Source organism: Lysinibacillus sp. LZ02 (genome assembly GCF_050613145.1).
Classification (GTDB): Bacteria; Bacillota; Bacilli; order Bacillales_A; family Planococcaceae; genus Lysinibacillus_B.
The window spans coordinates 3,488,191-3,511,352 of sequence record NZ_CP192507.1 but is presented as its reverse complement, the minus strand read 5'-3'; the positions used below and the strand labels follow the sequence as shown (position 1 = coordinate 3,511,352).

The following is a 23,162-nucleotide window of genomic DNA, read 5'->3' as shown; positions in this document are numbered from 1 at the left end:
TAGGGGCATAGTTCAACGGTAGAATAGAGGTCTCCAAAACCTTTGGTGTGGGTTCGATTCCTACTGCCCCTGCCATTTTTTATTTCAGATAATTAAGAAGAACAGTGGCGGGTGTGGCGAAGTGGTTAACGCATCGGATTGTGGTTCCGACATTCGAGGGTTCGATTCCCTTCATCCGCCCCATCCTTTATCTTCATTGATATAGTGGCGATTGTGGCGAAGTGGTTAACGCATCGGATTGTGGTTCCGACATTCGAGGGTTCGATTCCCTTCAGTCGCCCCATTATATAAATAATAATTGTAAAAATATTGTTGGGGTATAGCCAAGCGGTAAGGCAACGGATTTTGATTCCGTCATGCCTAGGTTCGAATCCTAGTACCCCAGCCATTCGCGGAAGTAGTTCAGTGGTAGAACACCACCTTGCCAAGGTGGGGGTCGCGGGTTCGAACCCCGTCTTCCGCTCCAATATTCTCTGGCGGCTTAGCCAAGTGGTAAGGCACGGGTCTGCAACACCCTTATCACCGGTTCAAATCCGGTAGCCGCCTCCAGAATTTTATTGAAATCGGGTATCCGGTTTTTTTTTATCTCAATTTTGTTCCAATAAAATCATGCCGGTATGGCGGAATTGGCAGACGCGCACGACTCAAAATCGTGTTCCTCTGGAGTGTCGGTTCGACCCCGACTACCGGTATCATAATACTGCTTGCCAATGCAGTGAAATCAACGTTTCTTACAACACATTGTAAGGAGCGTTTTTTATTTATCTTAAATAAAATTCTTACATAAAATCGTATGCGTATCCTGTCATAAACAAGGAGGAATTATTATGGCAAGGCGTAAAAACGAATAATCTATCCAGAAATTATAAATCATTAACATAACAAAAAGTGATCAAAGAGATTGATTTTCAAACGGCTTTTTCTTTATTTGTTGATGATTGTCTAATCAGAAATTTAAGATCTCAAACAATCCAGTATTACAGAAATAAATTATTGTTTTTTATGCTTAGAGAAAAAGAGTTTAATCTTGCATCTGCAAGAAAAAAGGATTACAAACAGTAACAATTAACACGCGTTTAAGAGCCATTAGAGCATTTTTAAATTTTCTGTATCGTAAACGGCACACTAAAAGTAATCTATTAAGTGACATTACATTAGACTACTAAAAGACCGAAGAAAAGTAGTTGAGACCTTTAAGCATGAACAATTACAAGTGCTTTTACATCAGCGGCATTTACGTTCTTTTGTGGGTGTGAGGAATTAACATCTTTATGCTTTTATTGCTTGAAACAGGTATGCATAGGAGCGAATTAGAAGGAGTTTGTGTTCAAGGTATAAGGAATGAATGTAAACTCTATATAAGAAACAAAAAACGTATAAAGAGCAGATTGTGCCTAGACTGTAGTTTCTTTTCATTTGAGTTACTAATTACCTTGTACTTTGATTTAGCACGATAGATCCCCAATCCATTTGAGGTGCTTTCCATTGTTGTAAAACACCTCTTCGCACTTAGACATAGTAACATCAATAATTGTATTCGAGTGTTCATTTTAGCGCACTAGCTCCTCCTGAGGTGATTATTTTTTTATTTACAACAATCATTGTTATCGTTCTTTTTACTATACGGTAAATATAGGATGTTAGTAATAGTAAAATAATTCCACAAATCCTCCTTCTTTACTTTCCTTGCCACTTGGGAAGGAGTAGAAAATTCCTCTTTGTATAATCTTCTAATAGTACCTTATTATCTCCTTCTTTCTAATTATTATCAAAAAGTTACTCGAATAGGTCCGATATTCGTTAGAAAAAGTACTATTATAGAAAAAAATTTACAAATAATTTATACTATTAACATATTAATGTGATATTATTATGATTTTTCCTTAAATTGAAAAGGCAAACTTATTGAAAGATAAGGACGCAAAGCTACGAGTCTAAAATCCTCCTGGATAATGATAGTCGGGTTGCTAAAATAATAAGTGATTATTTGGCTGTCCTAATTATTATCAGGGATAGCTTTTTTGTTTAGAGAAAAGCAAGGGGGGAGGTGTAATCAACTGTAGCGAAAATGGAATGACGTCTTGGTGTAGTGAGCTTAGTAGATTTGATAAAAAATAGGCAAACATCATCAATATTATAATAAAAAGGAGAGTAGAGATGATAGTCGTTGATAAACCGAAATATAAAATGGCGATTTACGAAGCAAAAAAAGAATTACACATTCAAATACAAGGGTTTCTTAAAGCAGAGGTTGTAGAGGAATATTTAAACGATTTGCAAGAGACCGTGGCAAAAGTACCGAAAAATACTTATACATTTGTAGCGGATGGAACTTATCAATCACCTGTTCCTTCAAAGATTTCGGCAGAGCTAGGGCAAACACTCATGTTTTATGCATCACTAGGTTTCAAAGATATTGTTATTGTCAATCCACGCTCTAAAATTGCATATGTGCAAGTGCGAAATGCTTTAGAGGGAGTTAACTTCCCAGGAACAGTAGTGGACAATGTTTCGCAATTAGCAATGCGTTAGTCTTGAATTAAATATAATCACATCTTAGAGAGGAATTTTACCATGCAAACGATTGAAGCTTTATATACATATGAAATCCTTACAAAGGATCAGCCAGATTTAATTGAAAAGGCAGCAGCGTGTATCGCAAGCACATTTATTGGAGTAGATGTTGCTGGCAAATGGGTGCAAGAACCAATCATTGGGTACGCCTTAGAATTACCTTACGAAGATTTTTATCAATTTACAAAGGAATATATCGAGACAAATGCTCACCAAGGCTATTGTGCCGTTGCGCTAGATCAAGAACAAAATGTGGTAGGTGCATTAGTTGGGGATACAAATGCCCTTGAAATTATCGAAGGGGATATTTTTGACGGCACGTTTGCTGATATGAATGTAGTAATGCGTGTATTAGAAGATATTGATATCCGTTTCCTAAATGATTATAAAAAACGTTATGGAAAAGATATGGAAGATGGAGAAATATTGCATTTATTTTTATTAGGTATCATTGCTGAGCATAATCGTCATGAAATTGTACAAAGGTTAAGCGATTTATTGATAGAAAGAGCAACAGAAGAAGGCTTACGACTTGTGTTAGGGGAAGCAACAAATCCGAAGTCAATGCGTTTGATGGAGAAGTATCATGGCATGACAAAATATGTAGACGTAGAAGGAAACTATATTGTTCATAAATATGAAAACAATGAGAGGCTAAGCCATATTCCATCGACTGTAGCAGATGGCATTTACATCATTGTTAAAGAGCTAAATACGTTAGTAGAATAGGAGATTTTTTATGGACGCGATCATGCTGGGGATTATTGTAGTTTTATTATGTACATCTTTGTATTTTGCTTACCAATATTTTTCGCTTAAACGTCATTCCGATATAACGCATGAGGTTATAAACGGAATAGAGGGATTATCAGTAGATCAAATAAGAGAGCAATTTCATTCATTCGCAAAAAATGTGAATGGAAAAGGTGAGAACCTTACTGAACATGGGGAATACGCAGCTGAGAAGGCTGATATTGTAAGGGCCGCGATCGATGAGGTAGGGAAAGGGTTAAAAAAGCAATTAGTCGCTACTGAAGAGAGTTCTACTTCTATCGAAGATATGACAGAGGCGATTGAAGAACTATCTATCAGATCAAACCAAATTTCAGAACAATCGAATACGACGTTAGAATTGACACAAGAAGGTAACGAAAAGTTAAAAGATTCTATGGTAAAAATGGAGCAATTTGATCAAACGATTAATACGACATTTGATGCAATCAATATACTTGGGGAAAAATCACACGAAATTGGTATGATTGTGAAAGTCATTACGGGGATTTCAGAGCAAATTAATTTATTAGCATTGAACGCAGCTATCGAAGCAGCCCGTGCAGGTGAACACGGTAAAGGGTTTGCTGTAGTTGCTGATGAAGTGCGTAAATTAGCTGAACAATCACGTCAGTCAGCTGCTGAAGTATCGAATATTGTAAAAAATATTCAAGAAGAGACAGACAAAGTTGTCACATCAATGAATCAAGGAACAGAAGAGTTTGCACAAACGAATACAACCATTTTAGAAATTGGCACGATGTTCGAAAAGATTGTAGATACTATAAAAATTATTGCTGACAATAATGCAAATTCATCTGCAAGTACGGAAGAGTTATCGTCAAGCTCTCAGCAAATTATGGCCGCCATGAGAGACATTTCTTTCATTTCCAGGGAATCCGTTGAAATGTTTGAAGAGCTAGTTGAAATTAGCGATGATGAATTAAGTACAATGCAAAAACTAGTTCAAGAGGCAGAGAGTCTTGTCGATTTACAACATGATGCAGAAAAATTACTTTTGGCATTAAATCAAGGTGCTGAAACGGATCAAGTAAAAGCAGTTTAACTTCTGAACGGTATAATGTAATGAGAGAAACACCTATGCTTGAGGCATGACATGGTTAATAAAAGAGAAGTAAGTATTTTTGAGGTTTACATAGCCAATCATTTTACATAAGCTTTTACGAACTGTTTGTGGTCCCGACTACCGGTATCAATTTAACTAGTAAAGGGGGTGTCCAGAAAGTAAAAACTTTCTGGACACCCCTTTATTTCTTAACAATTATCCATTAAGAAATATTGCTCCTGCGGTGGTCACATCAAAATGCCACCATCCTCGTCGCAAAGGTGCCGTCTCAAAATGTCTTTTCAGACGGCCCCTTTTCTCTTAATAAGACAAAAATAACTTGTAATTGTGTGCTGAACGTTTCACCATATCGTATTCAAGCCTACTGCTATGCTAATGGGATTAGTCGGCTTTGCAGTAGGTAATGTACAATTCGCACAAAATTTACAAAAAGTAGATGGCCTTTACGATTTATCACCACATGAAAGAAGTATTTTAATTGTCGTATATCACTTTTAATACTTCATTAGTTTAAACGTCAATATTTTTTAAACAGCTGTATATCCGCCGTCTACTAGTAAATTACAGCCAGTAACAAATTCATTTTCACAGAGGAAAACAATTGCGTGTGCAATTTCTTCAGGACGTCCAAGGCGGCCAATTGGATGACGGGCGACTAATCCGTCATAAAAATCGCCTAGTGCCTCTTTGTTTACCATCCCTGATTCTACATAGCCTGGACAAACAGAATTGACTCGAATGTTTTGGCCCGAATATTCAGCAGCTAAAGACTTTGTCATAATATTGACAGCACCCTTTGATGCATTATAAGCGAATGCACCAGGCTCTCCAACTGTGCCTAAAATTGAAGCAACACTTACAATTGCACCGCCACCGGTTTTTAAAAACTCTTGAATAGCATATTTACTTCCATAGAAAACACTATCTTGGTTGACTTTAATCACGTGGTTATATTCTTCAAAGGATAATTCATGTGTAGGAGCTAATACACCAATACCAGCATTATTAACAATAATGTCTAATTTACCGTAAGTATCGACAGCGAACTTCACTAATGCTTGTACTGCAGCTTCATCTGCAACATTTGCCTCAAAGAATGACGCTTCTCCACCAGATTCACGGATAGATGCAACATGTTGATTACCAGCCTCCGTATTAATATCTGATAAAATGACCTTTGCACCTTTTGCGACAAATGCCTTTACTGTTGCCAGTCCAATTCCTGATGATCCACCTGTTACAATTGCTACTTTATCTTGTAAGTTAAACATCTACTAGCCTCCTTTAGTAGTATACATCTTAAGTATTGCATGCTTGCTACAACATATTCAATCTTTATTTTTTGAAAAAAATGAAAATATAGAATAATTAAAATTAGGTAGTTTGTAAGCAAAGTGTTGGCTCATTTTGGAGTTGATTGTTTTGTTCAGAGATTAAAATGGAAGTACGGGCAATCAATAGTAAAATTGAAGTAAAGCATACATTGATACTTTCAATGCTGGTGAAGGTAATATGTTCTATAATTTAGCCCATGGTGGAGATAGATGGTATAAGAAAGAAGCGCAATAAATCAATTGCCTCATTTTCAGTTTCAATAGGATAAAAACTTATAAATCAGATCGCCTCACTATAAGTAGCTGAGGTAATCTTTTTATGTGTCAAACAAAAATTGAGTTAACACAGACGACGAATAAATACATTTAGGGTAAGAATATCAAAAGGGGAACAGCAGTAGCAATATGAATAAGAGCTTAGAGACTGTATCTAACCCCTTGTTCATTTATATCCTTAAAATAGCCATATCTTTTACATAGATTAATAAGGTTATTTCATTTAAAATTAACACATACATGTCATATTGATAAACGATAAGAAAGCCTATTGTAACAAGGATTTACAGTTGTTATTTTGCGGTTATGAGTATAACATGAGAACGAATGAAAGTAGGGTAAACAAAATGAACTCGAAAACAAATATGAAATGGATTGAAGCGGCTAGCTATGAGGAAATGAGTAAGTTAGCGGCAGATCTGTTTAAAGTACAATTAAAAGAACATAAACAAAGTGTATTTGGTATGGCTACAGGGGGGACACCAGAAGGCTTCTATAAAGAGTTAGTCGCGAGCTATCAAGCTGGTGAAAGTTCGTTTGCTGAGGCTACATCGTTTAACTTAGATGAGTATATTGGTATAGCACCTGAAAATAAAGTGAGCTACCACTATTATATGGACGAACATTTATTTAATCATATTGATATGAAACGTAAAAACATTCATGTACCAGCTGGTAATGTAGCGGACGTTGAAAAAGCGGCTACTGATTATGATGTGGCAATCGAAGCGGCAGGTGGCATTGACATGCAGCTTTTAGGCATTGGTGTGAACGGACATATTGGCTTTAATGAACCAGGTTCTTCATTCGAAGCAGGTACAAACATTGTTGAACTAACAGAGTCAACACGTGAAGCGAATAAAATTTACTTCGATAAGCCAGAAGATGTACCGACACATGCGATTACAATGGGTATTAAAACAATTATGCAATCGCGTAAAATTGTGCTATTAATTTCAGGTGCTTCAAAACAAGAAGCATACGATCGTTTACGTTTGGGCGAAGTAACAGAAGATTTCCCAGCAAGTGCATTACACAATCATCCAGATGTAACGGTTATTTATACAGGTGTGAAATAGTGAAATTCAGACAGTTGACAAACGCTTTCGTACTGCGTTTTCAAGACAGTCTGCATATGTTGCTGTTTTAAGTTTTACCTGAAAATAAGTATAGACAAAGTCAAACTTCGACTTTGTCTATACTGTAAAGCAGGCCGCTAGCGAGCCTGCTTGTTCTACTTCTTATTCGATAATATAACACCGCAAATAACAGCAAGACCACCGATGACTTGTGCGATTCGTAAATCTTCACCGATAAATAACACCGCAAAAATAGCAGCGAAAAGCGGGATAAAATTAAGATAAATACTCGCTTTATTTGCCCCGAGTGCTACGACGCCCGTGTTCCAACTTAAAAATGCTACAATGGATGCGGCAATCCCGACATATAAAATAGCGCTGATTGTACTGAATGACCATACAATCTCAGCTGATGTTGTCGTTAATTCATAAATCGTAAACGGTAATAGCATAAGTGCACCTAATGCAATTGTCACGAGAAACGTGGAGTAGCCCGGTAAGCGTCCAGCATATTGTTTGACGAGAAGTGAGTACACACCCCAACAAACGACAGCTATAAGGACAATTAAGTCTCCTTTATTAAAGGAGAAGGCAAGTAAACTTTCAAGTGAGCCTCCGGAAATAATAAAGGCAACACCTGTTAATGATAGCGCTGTGCCGAACAGCTGGAATTTGGATAAGCGTTCTTTCAAAAAGATAAAGGATAATATGTAAATAATAATCGGTGTCGATGAATTCATTAAAGAGGCATTAATCGACGTTGTAGAATGGAGCCCGATGTAGACAAGTGTATTAAAGCAAGCAACACCTGTAATAGCCATCACAATGACAGCAGGCCAATTTGCTTTGATCATAGACCATTCTTGTTTTGTACGGCTATAAGCGATCGGTAAAAAGATTATAAAAGCTACACACCACCGTAAGAAAGCGAGTGTAACAGGCGGGATATCCCCCGTTACAGCTCGTCCAATAACAAAGTTACCACCCCAAAGTAATGTGGCAAGGACGAGCAAAAGCTGTGGTGGGAATTTCATAATAAAAACTCCTTTTTAAAATTATTTCGAAAACTCAAATACAATTATAGGAATAGAACATTACATAATGCAATGCACTTCATATGTTAAAATAACAACATTAACAAAAAGGGGGAATGAGGCAATGAAAATACGCCCAAAAAGAATAAAAAGCGGAGACACAGTAGGGCTTGTAGCACTAAGTAGTTCATTAAAAATGGAACAACTACAAACGAAAATAGATTTTATTGAATCATTCGGTCTTCATTATAAACTTGGACAAACCATTGGGATGTCACATGGAATGCTTGCTGGGACAGATGAAGAACGAGTGGAAGATTTACATACAATGGTGCAAGACCCAGCGGTGAAAGCCATCTTTTGTGTGTGCGGTGGCTATGGTGCAGGACGGCTGGCAGACAAAATCGATTATCAATTAATCGAGGAAAATCCAAAAATTATTTGGGGCTTTTCAGATATTACGTATTTACATACGGCTGTCAATGAGTTTGCGGATGTCGTGACATTTCATGGACCGATGTTATCAAATGGGCTAGAGCCACTTGACGCGCTATCGGCCAAAATGTTTCAACAATTATTTACACCAATCGAAATGCAATATGATGAAATGATTAGTCCACTAGAGACGTTATCAGGTGGCATCGTTCGCGGAGAGCTAACAGGTGGCAATTTAAATCGTTTAGTCAGTACACTTGGTACGAAGTTTGAGTTTGATGCGCGCGGCAAAATTGTTCTTTTAGAAGATATCGGGGAATCGCTTGAACGAATTGATGGGATGATGAATCAGTTACGTTTAGCACGTAAATTAGAGCAAGCAGCAGGTTTTGTCATTGGGCAGTTTACGAATTTAGGAGAAGGGGAGACGCATGAGCAAGTAGTTGAGATCATGCGAGACTATTTAGCCCCACTTCAAAAGCCTGTTGTTTCAGGGTTTATGATTGGTCATTGCACTCCGAATATCGGTATCCCTCTAGGTGTTGACGCCATCTTAGATGCAAATGAAAAAGTATTACGTATTTTACCTGGGGTGGAATAAGTAGAGCGTGACTGCACGAAGGCGGTCACGCTCAATTTGTTACGAGTGTTAAAATCAAGTTAGTAAATTGAGCCTTTAGCAATAGTTGGTCATTTGTTAAAGGTAATGAAAGTAACAGGTGATTGGTCATCGGTTTGCATATAGCAGTCAAGTTGTGAAATATGCAAAAAAGCGAAGAACACCCGTAACAAACTCGGTTTGGAGTCTCACCGCCCCGAGCTTAGAAGTATTTCGAATCGTCAAAGTCGATTTGTACTTGATAGTTTTTCGCATTGATCGCGTTGGATAGGCGATGCGCGGATTTTTCAAGTTCGTTTGCGTTGACGCGATATTCATTTGGCTCATATAATGCGACACGATAAAAGATCGTATCGCCTGAACCGTGGAAGAATGACTCTTTCTCAGATGAACCAAGGTCTTTATATAACGATGCTTGTGAACGAAGTTGAATCGCTAACTCAATCGCCTCAACAAGTGTATATGCTTCATTTTCAAACATAATCGTATTTTGAATATTCGCTTCGTAAATTAAACGGTCCAAAGTACGTGAATCATTGCGTATTTCTTGTAATTCAGCATCAATCACTTGTAAAGTACGTTCAGGTATTTTTGGCTCTTCACCTTTTTCTACAATCGTATGTGATACGCTATGAATCTCTGAAATTAGCTCTTGTTTCTTCTTATTTAAAATCGATTTTAGTTTAACGGCTTCTGCTAATGAAATCATGGAATCGCTCCTTATAAAGAAGTATGTCGTGACTCGGTAGAAAGTACATCGATTATGTAGTCGCCACCATTCACTTGCGTAAACATATTACCAGAAGATGTAAGGAGTTGTCTTGCCTTAGCCTCATCAATCGAAGGTGGTAAATAGAAAATGTGAAGAGCTTGTGTCGTTTCTTCTGATGTCGCAGTACGAAGTGAATCGACAAATGGGCTGCCGAATGCCCCTAGCTTGTCTCGCGAATACGGGATGTTTTTTAGTATGTTATAACGACCATTTAATCCTTCATAACCTGTTTCCTCATTTCCTAAGGCAATGACAATATCTCCTTCGAGCTTGGCTATATCATAAATCCCAATAGGCATTTCATATTGCAATGAAAAGAAATTATTTAAGTCAACAGCTGCATGAACAGGTGTTAGGTAATTTTGTTTTGCGATTCGTCGCATTAAGCTTTCAGCAGAATGGCGATAACGATTTGGATCAGCACCAAGTGTTTTCCACAATGTACGCCATTCTTGAATACCAGCACGTTCCGTTACAGGTTTGTCTTGCATTTCCAAAAATAAATTTTCCTGATAAAGTTGCATGCGTCCTTTAATCATTTGAGGAGAGTGTGAGACCGTAATTTTGGTATAATAAATAATGCCGATTTTAAATTGGCTATGTTTTTCAATCAGTGATGCATCAAGTGAGATATTCATGTAATCACTCCAACGTTTTTTGTTAATTGTATCATAAGGAAGGTGAGGAAATGCGTATTGCAGAACTGCAACAAGAGCTGATTGCATATGCAAAATCTATCGGTGTAGATAAAATCGGTTTCACAACGGCCTCGCCATTTCATGAATTAAAAAATAGATTGCGCCGTCAGCAAGAGCTTGGGTTTCAGTCAGGTTTTGAGGAGTCTGATGTGGAATTGCGAACAGAGCCGCTGCAGCTACTCGATAGCGCAGAAAGTATCATTGCCATTGCGATTGCTTATCCATCCAAAATGAAGGATGCGCCAGTTGGGAAGAAAGGGGAGCGCCGCGGTATTTTTTGTCGTGCTTCCTGGGGAGTGGACTACCACGTTGCTGTACGCGAACGTTTGATGAAAATAGAACAGTGGCTGATAGAGCGTGTACCCGATGTGCGTATTAAGTCGATGGTTGATACAGGTGAGCTAGTAGATAGGGCGGTGGCGGAGCGTGCGGGCATCGGTTGGAACGGGAAAAATTGTTCCATTATTACACCTGAGTTTGGCTCATACGTTTATTTAGGTGAGCTCATTACAAATATTCCGTTTGCACCAGATACGCCCATTGAGGATGAGTGTGGGGATTGTAGGCTTTGTATAGATGTGTGTCCGACGGGTGCCATTGTAGAGCCAGGACAATTAAATGCACAACGTTGTATCGCGTACTTAACACAAACGAAAGGCTTTTTACCAGACGAGTTTCGCGGGAAAATCGGAAATCGTTTATATGGGTGTGATACGTGTCAGACGGTCTGTCCCAAAAATAAAGGAAAGGCCAACTGGATACATGCTGAATTTACGCCTGACCCTGAAATTGCCAAGCCCTTATTAACACCGCTTTTGTCGATTTCAAATAAAGAATTTAAAGCTAAATTTGGCCATGTATCAGGTTCATGGCGTGGGAAAAAGCCAATTCAGCGAAATGCCATTTTAGCGTTAGCTCATTTTAAAGAAGAGTCGGCAGTACCAGCGCTAATTGACGTGTTACAAAAAGATGAACGTCCCGTCATTCGTGGCACTGCGGCATGGGCACTCGGCAAAATTGGTGGCCCTGAAGCCGAACAAGCATTACAACGTGCGATAACACGTGAAATCGATACAGAAGTATTAGAAGAAATTCAAAAAGGATTAGCATTATTATAAGAAAGAGGTCTTTACTTTGCCGTTACATGTTGTTTTATATCAACCAGAAATCCCTGCAAATACAGGAAATATTGCACGTACGTGCGCGGGAACAAATACAAGTTTACATTTAATTCGTCCGCTTGGTTTTTCGACTGACGATAAAATGTTAAAGCGTGCAGGGCTTGATTATTGGGAGCACGTCAACGTGGTGTACCATGATTCGCTTGACGATTTTGTGGAGTATGCAAAGGATGGCGATGTGTATTTAATTGAAACATATAGCGATGAGCCATTTACGACACATGATTTTAGCGATACAGCACGTGACATTTATTTTATGTTCGGTAAAGAGACAACAGGCTTGCCGAAAGACTTTGCCTACGAGCGCCGCGATATGTGCTTACGCATCCCGCAAAGTGATCATATCCGCTCATTAAATTTATCCAACACAGCAGCCATTGTAATTTACGAAGCATTAAGACAGCAAAACTATCCGGGGTTAAAATAATTTTATCAAATAAAAAACGCCAGTTATCCTGAACGATAGCTGGCGTTTAAAATTATGTTATGAAGGATTAATCTCACTTGTAGATTGGCTGCCGCCGTGCATTTGATTCGTTGCTGTTGCCTCATCATAAGCAATGAGAATGACGCCGAGCTTATTTTCAAGTGTTGTGATTTCTTCTAACTTGTCGTTGCTAAGTTGAGCAAATGTATTGTTTTCCAAGATGTCACACCCTTTCTTTAAAAAGTATTATGAACTTTTTTAAAGAAGGCTATACTTTTGAATAACTATGCTTCATCTTCAACAGTGAAAATAATCCGAATCCCGTTTGGGTCTACTGTTGAAAATACTTGCTTGCCACCGTATGCTGGCGCCTCATCATATTGTTCAACAGTTACACCCGCCGCTTCTAAGTTCGCTTTTACCGCTTGTGCATATCGTTCATCTTGTAATACGACGGTATATGATTTTAAGCCGACTGCATTTTCAGGTAATGCAGGACGACCAGCACTATGCCAAGTGTTTAAGCCGATATGGTGGTGATAGTTGCCAGTGGAAATAAATAAAGCTTGCCCTCCGTAACGACAGACCACATTGTAATCTAGTACATTTGTATAAAATTCCTCCGTTTTATGAAGATCACTTACTGATAAGTGAATATGTCCCATGACTGTCCCTTCAGGAAGACCATTCCAGTTGCCATCTGCTTCAGCTAAAATGGATTGGAAGTTTAGTTGTTCTGTAACCATATGCACGTAACCTTCCCCATTCCAAGTCCACTCATTTTCAGGGCGATCTATATAAATTTCAATGCCATTGCCGTCTGGATCGTTTAAATAGAGTGCCTCACTCACATCATGGTCAGCCGCGCCTAAACGAACATTATGTTGAATAAAATGTTGCACGATATTGCCTAAGTCTTTACGAGTTGGTAATAATAATGCAAAGTGATAAAGTCCTGTAAAGCCTTGTGGTGAAATAGCGTCTTTTACTTCTACTAAAGAAAGCAAGCTTGTTTGATGATCAAATGTTAAATAAGCTGTGTTTTCTGTTTGTTTTAGGACTTGAAAGCCAATAATCGTTGTATAGTATTCGATGGAACGTTTTAAGTCAGATACTTTTAATTGAACATGTGATGTATATAAATTTGGTTTTTCATGAAAGTGTGTAGTCATCGGATAGAAAACCTCTCTTCGTTTATTTTTTTATAGTTACTTACTTTATGTAACTAACTATATGCATGTTAATAAAAAAAGTCAAGAAAAAAGACGACCGTTTGAACGATCGTCTTTTTAGGCGGATAGGAAAGTATAAGTTTCATGGATATCCTCCGCGGAAGAAAACACATCCACGCACTGTACTATAAAGCGAGTTGTGTTTTTCTAATAGGTGTAGGTTAAAGGATTAGTTTTCTTTTGAAAACGGTTTACCTTCATACCCAGCTGTGAAGATTGCAGTTAAGAATGCAGCACACACACCAAGAACTAATAATAATCTCATGGAAGTACCCTCCTCATGGAATGAAAAATTTCTCAATATTAAGTATATCCTATCTAGTAAGGCTTGACCATTAATATTTTATGGCGAAAATGGTTCAAATAGCGGAGATGGGGAATCATAAAAGTAGGAGGAATGATAATGAAAAATAATAATGAGAAAATTTTAAATGGTTATATGGCAAACAACATGGAAGAACTCATCTATTTAGGGAAGCAAATGGAGGATTTAAGGGATGGCAAGCAGCTAGAGGAAGATGGGCGGAATCCAGATCCACAACAATTTGATGAAGAATAAGTATGTCAGCATAACAACATGATACGGTAGAACCCCTCCGAGTAGATATCCTGTTATATTTGATATTTTATTTCATATATTGTGAAAAAATGGACACAAATCAAGGTGTACAGGAATATCATATAACAGGAGGGGGTCTATACGGATAAGGAGTCTATCGTAAATGGCTATATGGCAAGTACAATGAAGGAGTTAAAAGCATTGGGGAAACAAATGGAACATATTAAGGAACAGCAGCGAGGAAGTAATCGAAAGTCAGAGCCTAAAGAAACAAATAAGGAACAATAAAAACCACGAAGCATTTGAGCTCTTCGTGGTTTTTTCTGTTAACGGAATGGCTAGCTACGAGAGTATTCGCTTAACTCTTCACGTAGTTTTGCCTTTAAGAATTTTCCTACCGATGTTTTTGGGATTTCTTTTAAGAATAAAACATCGTCTGGAATCCACCAATTGGCAAATTGCCCTTCAAGTGATTGAAGTAATTCTTCTTTTGTTGCTGTAGCGCCTTCATGTAATACGACACATGCAAGTGGTCGCTCTTGCCATTTTTCATGTGGCACTGCAATCACTGCCGCTTCAAAGACAGCAGAGTGCGACATTAGCGCATTTTCTAAATCGACTGAAGAAATCCATTCGCCTCCAGATTTAATTAAATCCTTTGTACGGTCTGTAATTTTGATATAGCCTTCTTTTGTCAAAACGGCAATATCACCAGTATACAGCCAACCATCACGGAATGCTTCAGACGAGCGCTCGTCTTTATAATATTCCGATGCAATCCATGGTCCTCGAATCCGTAGCTCGCCCATTGTTTTACCATCCTGAGGGACAAGACCGTTTTCATTGACTATTTCTGTTTCAATTAATGAAACGGTTAGCCCTTGTGTAGCACGAATATCGAGTCGCTCTTCTTTGCTATAGTCATCCATTTCTGTCGTGTAGTTTGAGATAGAAACAAGTGGCGACGTTTCTGTCATACCGTAACCGACAACGAATGGTACCCCTAATTTTTCTTCGTATGCTTGAATGAGCCCTTTCGGTGATGCAGAGCCGCCTGAGATGACTAGACGTAAAGAGGATAAGTCGCGCGGATTCTTTTCCTGCTCAGCTAATACCCCTAACCAAATGGTCGGCACCCCTGCTGTCACCGTTACTTTTTCACGTGCCATTAAATCAAGCAGTAATGGCGGTGTAAACATTGGACCTGGTAATACAAGAGTCATACCGTAGTTCACGGCTGCAAATGGTAGCCCCCAAGCATTGACGTGGAACATTGGGACAATCGGCATGCTGACATCACGCTCACATACCCCAAATGATTCTGCTAACCCAAGTGCCAGGCTATGTAGCACAATACTACGATGATTATAAACAACCCCTTTTGGCATACCAGTTGTAGCGGATGTATAGCACATGCCAGCTGGTAAATTTTCGTCTAGATCATCAGGGAATTCATAATTTTCATCTGCTTCAGCTAGTAAAGCTTCATAGGAATAGACATTTTCAAAGCTAGATTCAGGAACGACTGTATCATCGCGCATGACAATAATCTGCTTTACTGTTTTTAAATACGGAAGGGCTGGCTCCACTAGTGGGAATAAATCGCCATCAATTAATAAAATTTCATCTTCCGCATGATTAATAATATAAATAATGTGCTCAGGTGCTAGGCGAATATTAATCGTATGAAGAATAGCGCCCGCACAAGGAACAGCAAAATAAGCCTCAAGATGGCGGTGGTGATTCCATGCAAACGTACCAACCTTTGTGCCACGTGTCATCCCGAGTTTTGTTAAAGCGTCGGCTAGGCGACGTGTACGCTTGGCATACTCTGCATATGTGATGTGATGCGTCGTTGTTTCACTTGTACGAGAAACGATTGTTTTATTCGGGAAATATCGCTCCGCCCGTTTTAAGAATCCTGTTAATACTAATTGTGTATCCATCATTTCTAATCATCCCCTTTTAGAAAAAATACGTACAAAGGATAAATATTCTACTTTAATAAGAATATTCCTTCATAAATGCGGGGTGATTTTTAAATAATTATTTAAAACAAAAAGAAAGTACTGTCCGAAAAGTGTTACTTTTACGGACAGTGTTTTGTTCGTATATTAAATATCCGCTGCAGGCGGTGCTTCTGCGGTGGTAGAAATAAAATTTCCACCATCCTCGGCGCAAAGGGAGTGTCCCAGAATTACTTCTCGGACACTCCCTTTACTAATGTGGTAAAAAGACAAGTTGGATAACGAATAGGACAGCGAATAAATAAAGAAGTGGATGTACTTCACGTGCTCGACCTTTAACGATCTTCATTAATGGATATGAAATGAATCCTAATGCAATACCAGTTGCAATACTAGATGTTAAAGGCATTGTTAAAATGACAAGGAATGCAGGGAAAGCTTCATCGAATTTGTCCCATTCAATATTTTTCACTGCGCCAATCATTAAGCTACCAACGATAATAAGCGCTGGTGATGTAATCGCCGTCACGCCAGATAATGATGCAACGAGCGGTCCGAAGAAAGATGCAATCATAAACAGTACAGCGACTGTTAACGTCGTTAAACCAGTACGTCCTCCAGCAGCAACACCAGCAGAAGATTCGATATAGGCAGTCGTTGGGCTTGTACCGAACATCGATCCGACTGTTGTTGCAACAGAATCCGCAAGAAGTGCATGACGTGCTCTCGGTAATGTATCACCTTTCATTAAACCAGCTTGTTTTGCTACTCCAATCATCGTACCAGTCGTATCAAATAGCGTAACTAAAATAAATGAAAAGACAACGCCGTATAAGCCGTAAGAAATGACATCTCCGATTGCGGTAATCGGGTTCCATACTAAAATCCCTTCTGGTAAGTGAGGACGTGCTATAATACCCTCTATTTTTAGATGACCTGTAATACTAGCGACGATAGATGTCGCAACCATTCCTAAGAATAGAGCACCGTGTACATTTAGGGCCATTAAAACGACTGTAATAGCTAATCCAAATAGCGTCAGTAGAACAGCAGAGCTAGACAAATCACCAAGTCCAACTAAGTTTGCTTCATTTGCTACGACAATGCCTGACATACGTAAACCGATGAAGGCGATAAAAAGACCGATACCCGCTGTAATCGCAAGCTTTAAATTTGCTGGAATCGCTGTAATTAATTTTTCACGGAAAGAAGTTAAACTTAAGCCGATAAAAATGAAACCAGCTACAAAGACAGTGGCAAAGGCGGTCACATAATCAATCGTACCATTTGAGCCTAACACGACAGCATAAGTGAAGTAGGCATTCAAGCCCATACCAGGCGCAATGGCAATCGGATAGTTCGCCATGAAGGCCATCCATAAAGTACCGATAATTGCTGAAATAATCGTTGCCATAAATACTTGATCAATCGGAACACCCGCATCGGCTAATATAATCGGATTGACGACAACGATATAAACCATTGTTAAAAATGTTGTTAAACCTGCTAACAGTTCTGTTTTTACAGTGGTATTATTTTCTTTTAGTTTAAACATGTAAGTAACCTCCTAAAACACGAACGAAATTAAAAACATTTTATATAATATTCGTTTTTCGGAGTGAATGCAACTGTTTTTATTAAATTTTTGTGTGTTGCCTAAAATTGCTATAATAGAAATAGTGAGAAAAAAGGAGTGAAAAGCTTGAATTTACAATCTACAAAGAAATTAGCAAACGGTGTGGACATGCCCATTTTAGGTCTTGGTGTATATAAAATGACAGATCCACAAGAAACAGTTGAAGCCATTACAAAGGCATTAGACGTTGGATATCGAGCGATTGATACAGCTGCTCTTTATTACAATGAAGAGCAAGTGGGCGAGGCGATTCGCCACTCCGGTGTACGACGTGAAGACATTTTTGTGACAACGAAAGTGTGGAATGCTGACCAAGGCTATGACAATACATTACGTGCATTTGAAGTATCATTAAAAAAGCTAGGGATGGACTATGTAGACCTCTACTTAACACATTGGCCAGTAGAGGGGAAATATGCCGATACGTATCGTGCCATCGAGCGTTTATATGAGGAGAAATTAATTCGTGTGCCAGGTGTATCGAATCATCATGCACCGCATTTACAAGAAGTGATGAAAATGGCCCAAATACCGCCAATGGTCAATCAAATCGAAGCGCACCCCTATTTATCACAAGAGCCTTTACGTGCATTTTGTGCTGAACAAGGAATAGCGGTCACGGCTTGGTCACCACTTGGACGAGGCGGCGTTTTACAAGATGAAACGATTGTGAAAATTGGTGAAAAGTATGGCAAATCAGCAGCACAAGTTGTACTACGTTGGCACATCCAAAATGACATTCTAGTCATTCCAAAATCGGTCACACCAGCTCGTATTGAAGAGAACGCCAATATTTTTGATTTTGAACTTTCAACTGAAGAGATGGTAAAAATTAATGGTTTAAATCGTAATCAGCGTTTTGGTAAAAATCCAGATAACTTTCATTTTGACTTTTAACTTCTTTCAGCGTGTACTTAAATACACGCTGAAAGAAGTTAAAGCCTCCGGCGGATGTCACGGATTCGGAAGGGAATTCTTTGTGCAAGCACAAAGCCGAATCCGGACGCAATTACGCCAAGTCGTAATTGATTTCGAGTATCGAAATTCATTGCGGTTTTATTTATAATAGTTCTGTAATCAGAAAAGGGGGATTTTTATGACAATTGCTAAAACGATAACACTTGCGAATGGTGTAGAAATGCCACGCGTTGGCTACGGTGTATTCCGTATGAAGGAGCATGATGTAGCATACAACGGTGTAACAGAAGCATTGAAAGCAGGCTATCGAGCGATCGATACAGCGGCTATTTATCAAAACGAGGAAGCAGTAGGCCTTGCGATTAAAGACTCAGGGATTCCGCGTGAAGACATTTTTGTCACAACAAAAGTATGGAACTCAGATCAAGGCTTCGATAATACGTTACGTGCATTCGAAACATCATTAAAAAAATTAGGGCTAGATTATGTAGACTTATACTTAACACATTGGCCAAAGCCAACATTAGCTGACACATATAAGGCGATTGAGCGCTTATACGAAGAAAAGCTAATCCGTGTACCAGGTGTATCGAATCACCATCAACATCATTTAGAAGAAGTGTTTGCTGTGGCAAATGTTAAACCGATGGCAAACCAATTCGAATGTCACCCTTCATTATCTCAAGATCGCTTACGTGCTTTCTGCGCAGAGCATGACATTGCGGTAACGGCTTGGGCGCCACTTGGTACAGGCATTGTCTTCACACATCCTATCGTGAAGCAACTTGCTGAAAAATACGGAAAAACACCAGCACAAATCGTGCTTCGCTGGCACTTAGAAGTAGGCAATATGGCCATTCCAAAATCTGTCACACCAGAACGTATTCAAGAAAACTTAGATGTATTTGACTTTAGTCTAGCAACAGATGAAGTAGCTGCTATTACAGCGCTAAATACATTCCACCGTACAAGTGCCGATCCAGATAACTTTGATTTCTAATGAAAAAGAAGCGCTACAATGTTTAGCGCTTCTTTTTTATATCGGAGCAGGAGCTTGTTATTGATCCTTCACCGTAATGATTTGATTTAGAAATGGATGTGTGAATTGTAATTGAATGGCATGTAGCTCATAATCACCATTTGCTGTTTGGCGTGCATTGTACATTGTATCGCCCACAATTGGGTGTCCGAGATGTGCTAGATGAACACGAATTTGATGTGTACGACCTGTCTCCAGCACTAAGTGAACGACGCATGTCCCTTTGAAGCGTTTTATGACTTCATAGTGGGTAATCGCGTGTTGACCTGATGCTGATACAACGCGGCGTGTATTGTGATGGCGGTCTTTGCCGATAGGGGCATTGATTGTACCGCTGTCTGATCGAATATTGCCTTGTACTTCTGCTTCATATGTGCGGATAATTGATTTTTCTTCAATCATTCGGTCAAAAACAGACTTCGCAATTGGATGTTTGGCCACCAAGAGTAAGCCTTTTGTTCCTTGGTCGAGACGGTGAACATGCTCAGCATATGTCCCGCCATTTGCTTGAATATGTGCCATTACATGATTCATACAAGTATTTATATCAGATGCATCATTCGGATGTGTCGCCATTCCCTTTGGCTTCGATACAATTAAGCAATGCTCATCTTCATAGCGAATATCGATATGACAGCTAGGGGTTGGTTTGTAATTTGAAGCGGGCATATCAAAGGTGAATGTTAACTTTATCCCCTTTGGCAGTGTCTCCTTCCAGTTGACCGGTTCACCGTCTTTCATAATCGCTTTTGCCATACGTAGTTCATGTACTTGTTTTTTACCTAGTCGCCACTCATTACGAAGTAGCTCTTCTACCGTTTCACCGTCGCGCACGATTTCATATTGAAACATCTTTATATTCCTCCCAAAAAGAAAGTACCCTTACCATTAAGGGTACCCTACATTGCTTATTTTCCTACACTTTCGAAAAATTGGCGTGCCTCTTCTGCGCTATGGTCGCCATATAAACGTGTAACCTCTTCACCATTTTCAAAGTAAATTAACGTTGGTGTTCCCTCTAATTTATACGTTGTCCAAGCATTTTCAAACTCTAAAACGTTTAATTGGTCAATTTGAACGTCGTCTTCTTTAGCAGCAGCCATTAACTTTGGCGTGAATTGTTTACAATACCCACATAATGGGCTGAAGAAGTAAGCGAAAACCCCTTTACCTGATTCGATTTTTTTCTGTAAATCTTCAGGTAAAATAATGTTTTGATAGTTTTCATCATCTAATAAATCAATAGTTGATTGCTGTAAATTATCTGTACCATATGGATTGTTTTTTAGCTTATTCGAATTTGATTGGCTTTGTAATACAAGCATAGCTCCAAATAATAATACGACGACTGCGCCAATAATACCTAATTTTTTCAATTTATTTTTCCTCCTTTAAACCCTTTAACATATAAAAGCTGACACCCGCAATGATAATGAATGCAGTAAGTGCAAGGAACGGGATTGTAATAAAGCCGAGCCAATTAATGTATGCTCCTGTACAAGAAACTTGTCCACAAGAAGGAGCACTTTCCTGTAAAAACGTAATTTTTTGAATGCCGTAGTGATAAAGTGAAATACTACCACCTATACAAGCAAATACGGCCGTCGTTAAAGCGATACGTGCATTTTTTTGTATGTAAGCCACAGCTGAAATAATGACAATCGGATACATTAAAATACGTTGATACCAGCACATTTCACACGGGATATAGCCACGTACTTCTGAAAAATACAATGATCCTAACGTAGCGATAAGCGATACAGAAAAAATCGCGAGCAAGCTATTTTCCAATTTTTTATTCATAAATAAGACCTCTGTTATTTTTTGTAATACACAACGCAACCTTACTTATTTTGGATGAGTTGTATCTTATTAATTCTTTATTGATTATAGAGGTTGACGCTTGAGATGTAAATTCTTTCGATTTAAAGATATTTCATTTAGGTAAATAGATAGAAGGAGTGTGAAAAATGAGTGAACTAAATATGGCACAATTTGAAAAGAAGATGGTTATTCGGCATATGGATTTTGATGATATTGAGGCCATTTTAGAAATTCAACGCTTATCGTTTCCGGGGATGGTCCCTTGGGAAAGAGCGCATTTATATAGCCATTTAACGATTTTTCCAGAAGGACAAATGGTGGCAGAATTCGAGGGGCAGGTAATTGGCTCTTGCTCCAGTTTGCGGATTAACTTTGATGAATATGATGACCGTCATACATGGAACGATATTACGGATAATGGGTTTATTACAAACCATGACCCAGATGGTTACAATTTATATGGTATTGAAGTCATGGTGCATCCAAATTTCCGGCGGATGAAGGTTGGGCAACGTCTGTATGAGGCGCGAAAAGATTTAGCAAGATCATTGAACTTAAAATCCATTATTATCGGTGGGCGAATCCCGAATTATCATCTTCATGCAGATGAAATGAGTCCGCGTGAATATGTCGATGCTGTTAGTCGTCATAAAGTGTATGACCCGGTGTTAACATTCCAAATGATGAACGGCTTTATATTGATGCGTATTAACCCTAATTACTTATCAGATGATAAAGCGTCAGGGAAGTACGCAACATTAATGGAATGGAATAATGTTGATTATAAACCGCAGTCAAAGCGTCATTTTAAAACGAGCTATCCGGTACGTATTTGCGTTGTACAATATATGATGCGGAAAATTAGTAGCTTCGATGATTTTGCACAGCAGTGTGAGTACTTTGTGGATGTGGGCTCAGATGCGGCAGCTGATTTTGTTGTATTTCCAGAAATTTTCACGACGCAGCTCATGTCTTTCTTACATGAGAAATCTCCATCACAAGCGATACGAAAGCTAACGGAATTCACCCCGCAGTATATTGAATTATTTACGAATTTAGCGGTGCGCTATAATGTCAATATTATCGGCGGTTCACATTTTGTAGTAGAAGAGGATGAGGAAATTTATAATATTGCCTATCTGTTCCGACGAGATGGCACGATTGAAAAACAGTATAAAATTCATATTACACCGAATGAACGAAAATGGTGGGGCATCTCAAGCGGCGATATTGTAAAAGTATTTGACACGGATTGTGGAAAGATTGCGATTCAAATTTGTTATGATATTGAGTTTCCTGAGCTTGCTCGTATTGCAACGGATATGGGGGCCAATATTATTTTCACGCCGTTTTGTACAGAAGATCGCCATGGTTACTTACGGGTAAAGTATTGTGCGCAAGCGCGTGCAGTAGAAAATCAAATTTATACAGTAATTTCTGGAACCGTCGGCAATTTGCCTGAAACAGAAAATATGGATATTCAATATGCACAGTCTGCAATTTTCGCACCGAGTGATTTTGAATTTGCGCGAGACGGTATTGTAGGGGAGACAAACCCAAATGTAGAAATGGTACTAATTGGCGATGTCGATTTGGAAATCTTACGTCGTCAACGTCAAGGCGGCACCGTAAAACATTTAAAAGACCGTCGTCATGATGTATATAGAATAGATTATTTAAAAGAAGAGTGAAGGAGTGTC

The 23,162-nt window shown here is 38.8% G+C and carries 22 protein-coding genes, 7 tRNA genes and 1 riboswitch; of the genes, 18 read left to right on the top strand and 11 right to left on the bottom strand.

Translation table 11 applies throughout. The features are described 5' to 3' along the window. Position 1: 1 nt before the first annotated feature. From ACQQ2I_RS17015 to ACQQ2I_RS16970, 10 genes are all read left to right on the top strand, one after another. Positions 2-75, top strand: a tRNA-Trp gene (locus ACQQ2I_RS17015). Between the two features lie 32 nt (positions 76-107). Next, positions 108-183, top strand: a tRNA-His gene (locus tag ACQQ2I_RS17010). Positions 184-207: 24 nt separating this feature from the next. Further along, positions 208-283, top strand: a tRNA-His gene (locus ACQQ2I_RS17005). Between the two features lie 30 nt (positions 284-313). After that, positions 314-388, top strand: a tRNA-Gln gene (locus ACQQ2I_RS17000). A 3-nt stretch (positions 389-391) separates the two neighbouring features. After that, positions 392-466, top strand: a tRNA-Gly gene (locus ACQQ2I_RS16995). A 9-nt stretch (positions 467-475) separates the two neighbouring features. Further along, positions 476-549, top strand: a tRNA-Cys gene (locus ACQQ2I_RS16990). A 62-nt stretch (positions 550-611) separates the two neighbouring features. Continuing rightward, a tRNA-Leu gene (locus ACQQ2I_RS16985) sits at positions 612-692 on the top strand. 1,193 nt (positions 693-1,885) lie between these two features. Further along, positions 1,886-1,972: riboswitch (cyclic di-GMP riboswitch) on the top strand. A gap of 185 nt (positions 1,973-2,157) precedes the next feature. Continuing rightward, the gene (locus ACQQ2I_RS16980; protein ID WP_431027957.1) at positions 2,158-2,532 is read left to right on the top strand and encodes a hypothetical protein; all 375 of its coding nucleotides are present in this window, start codon (positions 2,158-2,160) and stop codon (positions 2,530-2,532) included. Positions 2,533-2,574: 42 nt separating this feature from the next. Continuing rightward, entirely contained in the window at positions 2,575-3,303 is a 729-nt protein-coding gene (locus tag ACQQ2I_RS16975; protein WP_431027956.1) for a hypothetical protein, read from the top strand. 10 nt (positions 3,304-3,313) lie between these two features. Beyond that, on the top strand, positions 3,314-4,411 hold the full coding sequence (locus ACQQ2I_RS16970) for a methyl-accepting chemotaxis protein (RefSeq protein ID WP_431027955.1): 1,098 nt from the start codon (positions 3,314-3,316) through the stop codon (positions 4,409-4,411). 548 nt (positions 4,412-4,959) lie between these two features. Here ACQQ2I_RS16970 and ACQQ2I_RS16965 read toward each other — a convergent pair. Further along, on the bottom strand, positions 4,960-5,703 hold the full coding sequence (locus tag ACQQ2I_RS16965) for an SDR family NAD(P)-dependent oxidoreductase (RefSeq protein ID WP_431027954.1): 744 nt from the start codon (positions 5,701-5,703) through the stop codon (positions 4,960-4,962). A 704-nt stretch (positions 5,704-6,407) separates the two neighbouring features. Between ACQQ2I_RS16965 and nagB the strand changes: the two genes are divergently transcribed. Next, positions 6,408-7,121 carry a glucosamine-6-phosphate deaminase gene (gene nagB / locus ACQQ2I_RS16960; protein ID WP_431030542.1) on the top strand — a complete coding sequence of 238 codons (714 nt, stop codon included), beginning with the start codon at positions 6,408-6,410 and terminating at the stop codon, positions 7,119-7,121. A gap of 155 nt (positions 7,122-7,276) precedes the next feature. On the opposite strand, the gene ACQQ2I_RS16955 is transcribed toward nagB, so the two are convergent. Then, complete coding sequence (locus ACQQ2I_RS16955; protein ID WP_431027953.1) at positions 7,277-8,155, bottom strand: DMT family transporter; 879 nt, start codon at positions 8,153-8,155, stop codon at positions 7,277-7,279. Between the two features lie 124 nt (positions 8,156-8,279). Here ACQQ2I_RS16955 and ACQQ2I_RS16950 point away from each other — a divergent pair, with 124 nt between their 5' ends. After that, entirely contained in the window at positions 8,280-9,191 is a 912-nt protein-coding gene (locus ACQQ2I_RS16950) for a S66 peptidase family protein (RefSeq protein ID WP_431027952.1), read from the top strand. A gap of 220 nt (positions 9,192-9,411) precedes the next feature. On the opposite strand, the gene ACQQ2I_RS16945 is transcribed toward ACQQ2I_RS16950, so the two are convergent. Together ACQQ2I_RS16945 and ACQQ2I_RS16940 are read right to left on the bottom strand one after the other, a co-directional pair. After that, on the bottom strand, positions 9,412-9,918 hold the full coding sequence (locus ACQQ2I_RS16945; protein WP_391371625.1) for a hypothetical protein: 507 nt from the start codon (positions 9,916-9,918) through the stop codon (positions 9,412-9,414). Between the two features lie 11 nt (positions 9,919-9,929). After that, positions 9,930-10,619 (bottom strand): B3/B4 domain-containing protein, encoded by a 690-nt coding sequence (locus tag ACQQ2I_RS16940; protein WP_431027951.1) that lies wholly within the window; start codon positions 10,617-10,619, stop codon positions 9,930-9,932. A gap of 50 nt (positions 10,620-10,669) precedes the next feature. Here ACQQ2I_RS16940 and queG point away from each other — a divergent pair, with 50 nt between their 5' ends. Beyond that, the gene (queG, locus tag ACQQ2I_RS16935) at positions 10,670-11,797 is read left to right on the top strand and encodes a tRNA epoxyqueuosine(34) reductase QueG (RefSeq protein ID WP_431027950.1); all 1,128 of its coding nucleotides are present in this window, start codon (positions 10,670-10,672) and stop codon (positions 11,795-11,797) included. Positions 11,798-11,813: 16 nt separating this feature from the next. Further along, complete coding sequence (gene trmL / locus ACQQ2I_RS16930) at positions 11,814-12,287, top strand: tRNA (uridine(34)/cytosine(34)/5-carboxymethylaminomethyluridine(34)-2'-O)-methyltransferase TrmL (protein WP_431027949.1); 474 nt, start codon at positions 11,814-11,816, stop codon at positions 12,285-12,287. Positions 12,288-12,344: 57 nt separating this feature from the next. On the opposite strand, the gene ACQQ2I_RS16925 is transcribed toward trmL, so the two are convergent. Both ACQQ2I_RS16925 and ACQQ2I_RS16920 read right to left on the bottom strand, forming a co-directional pair. Further along, complete coding sequence (locus ACQQ2I_RS16925) at positions 12,345-12,506, bottom strand: hypothetical protein (RefSeq protein WP_431027948.1); 162 nt, start codon at positions 12,504-12,506, stop codon at positions 12,345-12,347. A gap of 65 nt (positions 12,507-12,571) precedes the next feature. Beyond that, positions 12,572-13,459 (bottom strand): VOC family protein, encoded by an 888-nt coding sequence (locus ACQQ2I_RS16920; RefSeq protein WP_431027946.1) that lies wholly within the window; start codon positions 13,457-13,459, stop codon positions 12,572-12,574. A gap of 463 nt (positions 13,460-13,922) precedes the next feature. On the opposite strand from ACQQ2I_RS16920, the gene ACQQ2I_RS16915 reads away from it, so the two are divergent. Further along, complete coding sequence (locus ACQQ2I_RS16915) at positions 13,923-14,078, top strand: multidrug ABC transporter ATPase (RefSeq protein WP_431027945.1); 156 nt, start codon at positions 13,923-13,925, stop codon at positions 14,076-14,078. Positions 14,079-14,416: 338 nt separating this feature from the next. On the opposite strand, the gene ACQQ2I_RS16910 is transcribed toward ACQQ2I_RS16915, so the two are convergent. After that, positions 14,417-16,027: a long-chain fatty acid--CoA ligase gene (locus tag ACQQ2I_RS16910; protein WP_431027944.1), complete on the bottom strand. Its 1,611-nt coding sequence runs from the start codon at positions 16,025-16,027 to the stop codon at positions 14,417-14,419. Positions 16,028-16,298: 271 nt separating this feature from the next. Continuing rightward, a complete protein-coding gene (locus ACQQ2I_RS16905; protein WP_431027942.1) occupies positions 16,299-17,600 on the bottom strand; it encodes an NCS2 family permease in 1,302 nt (433 codons plus the stop codon). 147 nt (positions 17,601-17,747) lie between these two features. Here ACQQ2I_RS16905 and ACQQ2I_RS16900 point away from each other — a divergent pair, with 147 nt between their 5' ends. Beyond that, positions 17,748-18,578 carry an aldo/keto reductase gene (locus ACQQ2I_RS16900; RefSeq protein ID WP_431027940.1) on the top strand — a complete coding sequence of 277 codons (831 nt, stop codon included), beginning with the start codon at positions 17,748-17,750 and terminating at the stop codon, positions 18,576-18,578. A gap of 199 nt (positions 18,579-18,777) precedes the next feature. After that, on the top strand, positions 18,778-19,599 hold the full coding sequence (locus ACQQ2I_RS16895) for an aldo/keto reductase (protein ID WP_431027939.1): 822 nt from the start codon (positions 18,778-18,780) through the stop codon (positions 19,597-19,599). Positions 19,600-19,656: 57 nt separating this feature from the next. Here the strand turns inward: ACQQ2I_RS16895 and ACQQ2I_RS16890 are convergent, their stop codons facing one another. The 3 genes from ACQQ2I_RS16890 to ACQQ2I_RS16880 are packed head-to-tail and all read right to left on the bottom strand — an operon-like array spanning position 19,657 to position 21,441. Continuing rightward, positions 19,657-20,490 carry an RluA family pseudouridine synthase gene (locus tag ACQQ2I_RS16890; protein ID WP_431027938.1) on the bottom strand — a complete coding sequence of 278 codons (834 nt, stop codon included), beginning with the start codon at positions 20,488-20,490 and terminating at the stop codon, positions 19,657-19,659. Between the two features lie 56 nt (positions 20,491-20,546). Next, the gene (locus tag ACQQ2I_RS16885; protein WP_431027937.1) at positions 20,547-21,014 is read right to left on the bottom strand and encodes a thioredoxin family protein; all 468 of its coding nucleotides are present in this window, start codon (positions 21,012-21,014) and stop codon (positions 20,547-20,549) included. A 1-nt stretch (position 21,015) separates the two neighbouring features. Further along, positions 21,016-21,441: a disulfide oxidoreductase gene (locus ACQQ2I_RS16880; protein ID WP_431027936.1), complete on the bottom strand. Its 426-nt coding sequence runs from the start codon at positions 21,439-21,441 to the stop codon at positions 21,016-21,018. A gap of 167 nt (positions 21,442-21,608) precedes the next feature. On the opposite strand from ACQQ2I_RS16880, the gene ACQQ2I_RS16875 reads away from it, so the two are divergent. Then, positions 21,609-23,153, top strand: coding sequence for a GNAT family N-acetyltransferase (locus ACQQ2I_RS16875; protein WP_431027935.1), 1,545 nt, complete (start codon positions 21,609-21,611; stop codon positions 23,151-23,153). The last annotated feature ends 9 nt before the right edge of the window (positions 23,154-23,162 follow it).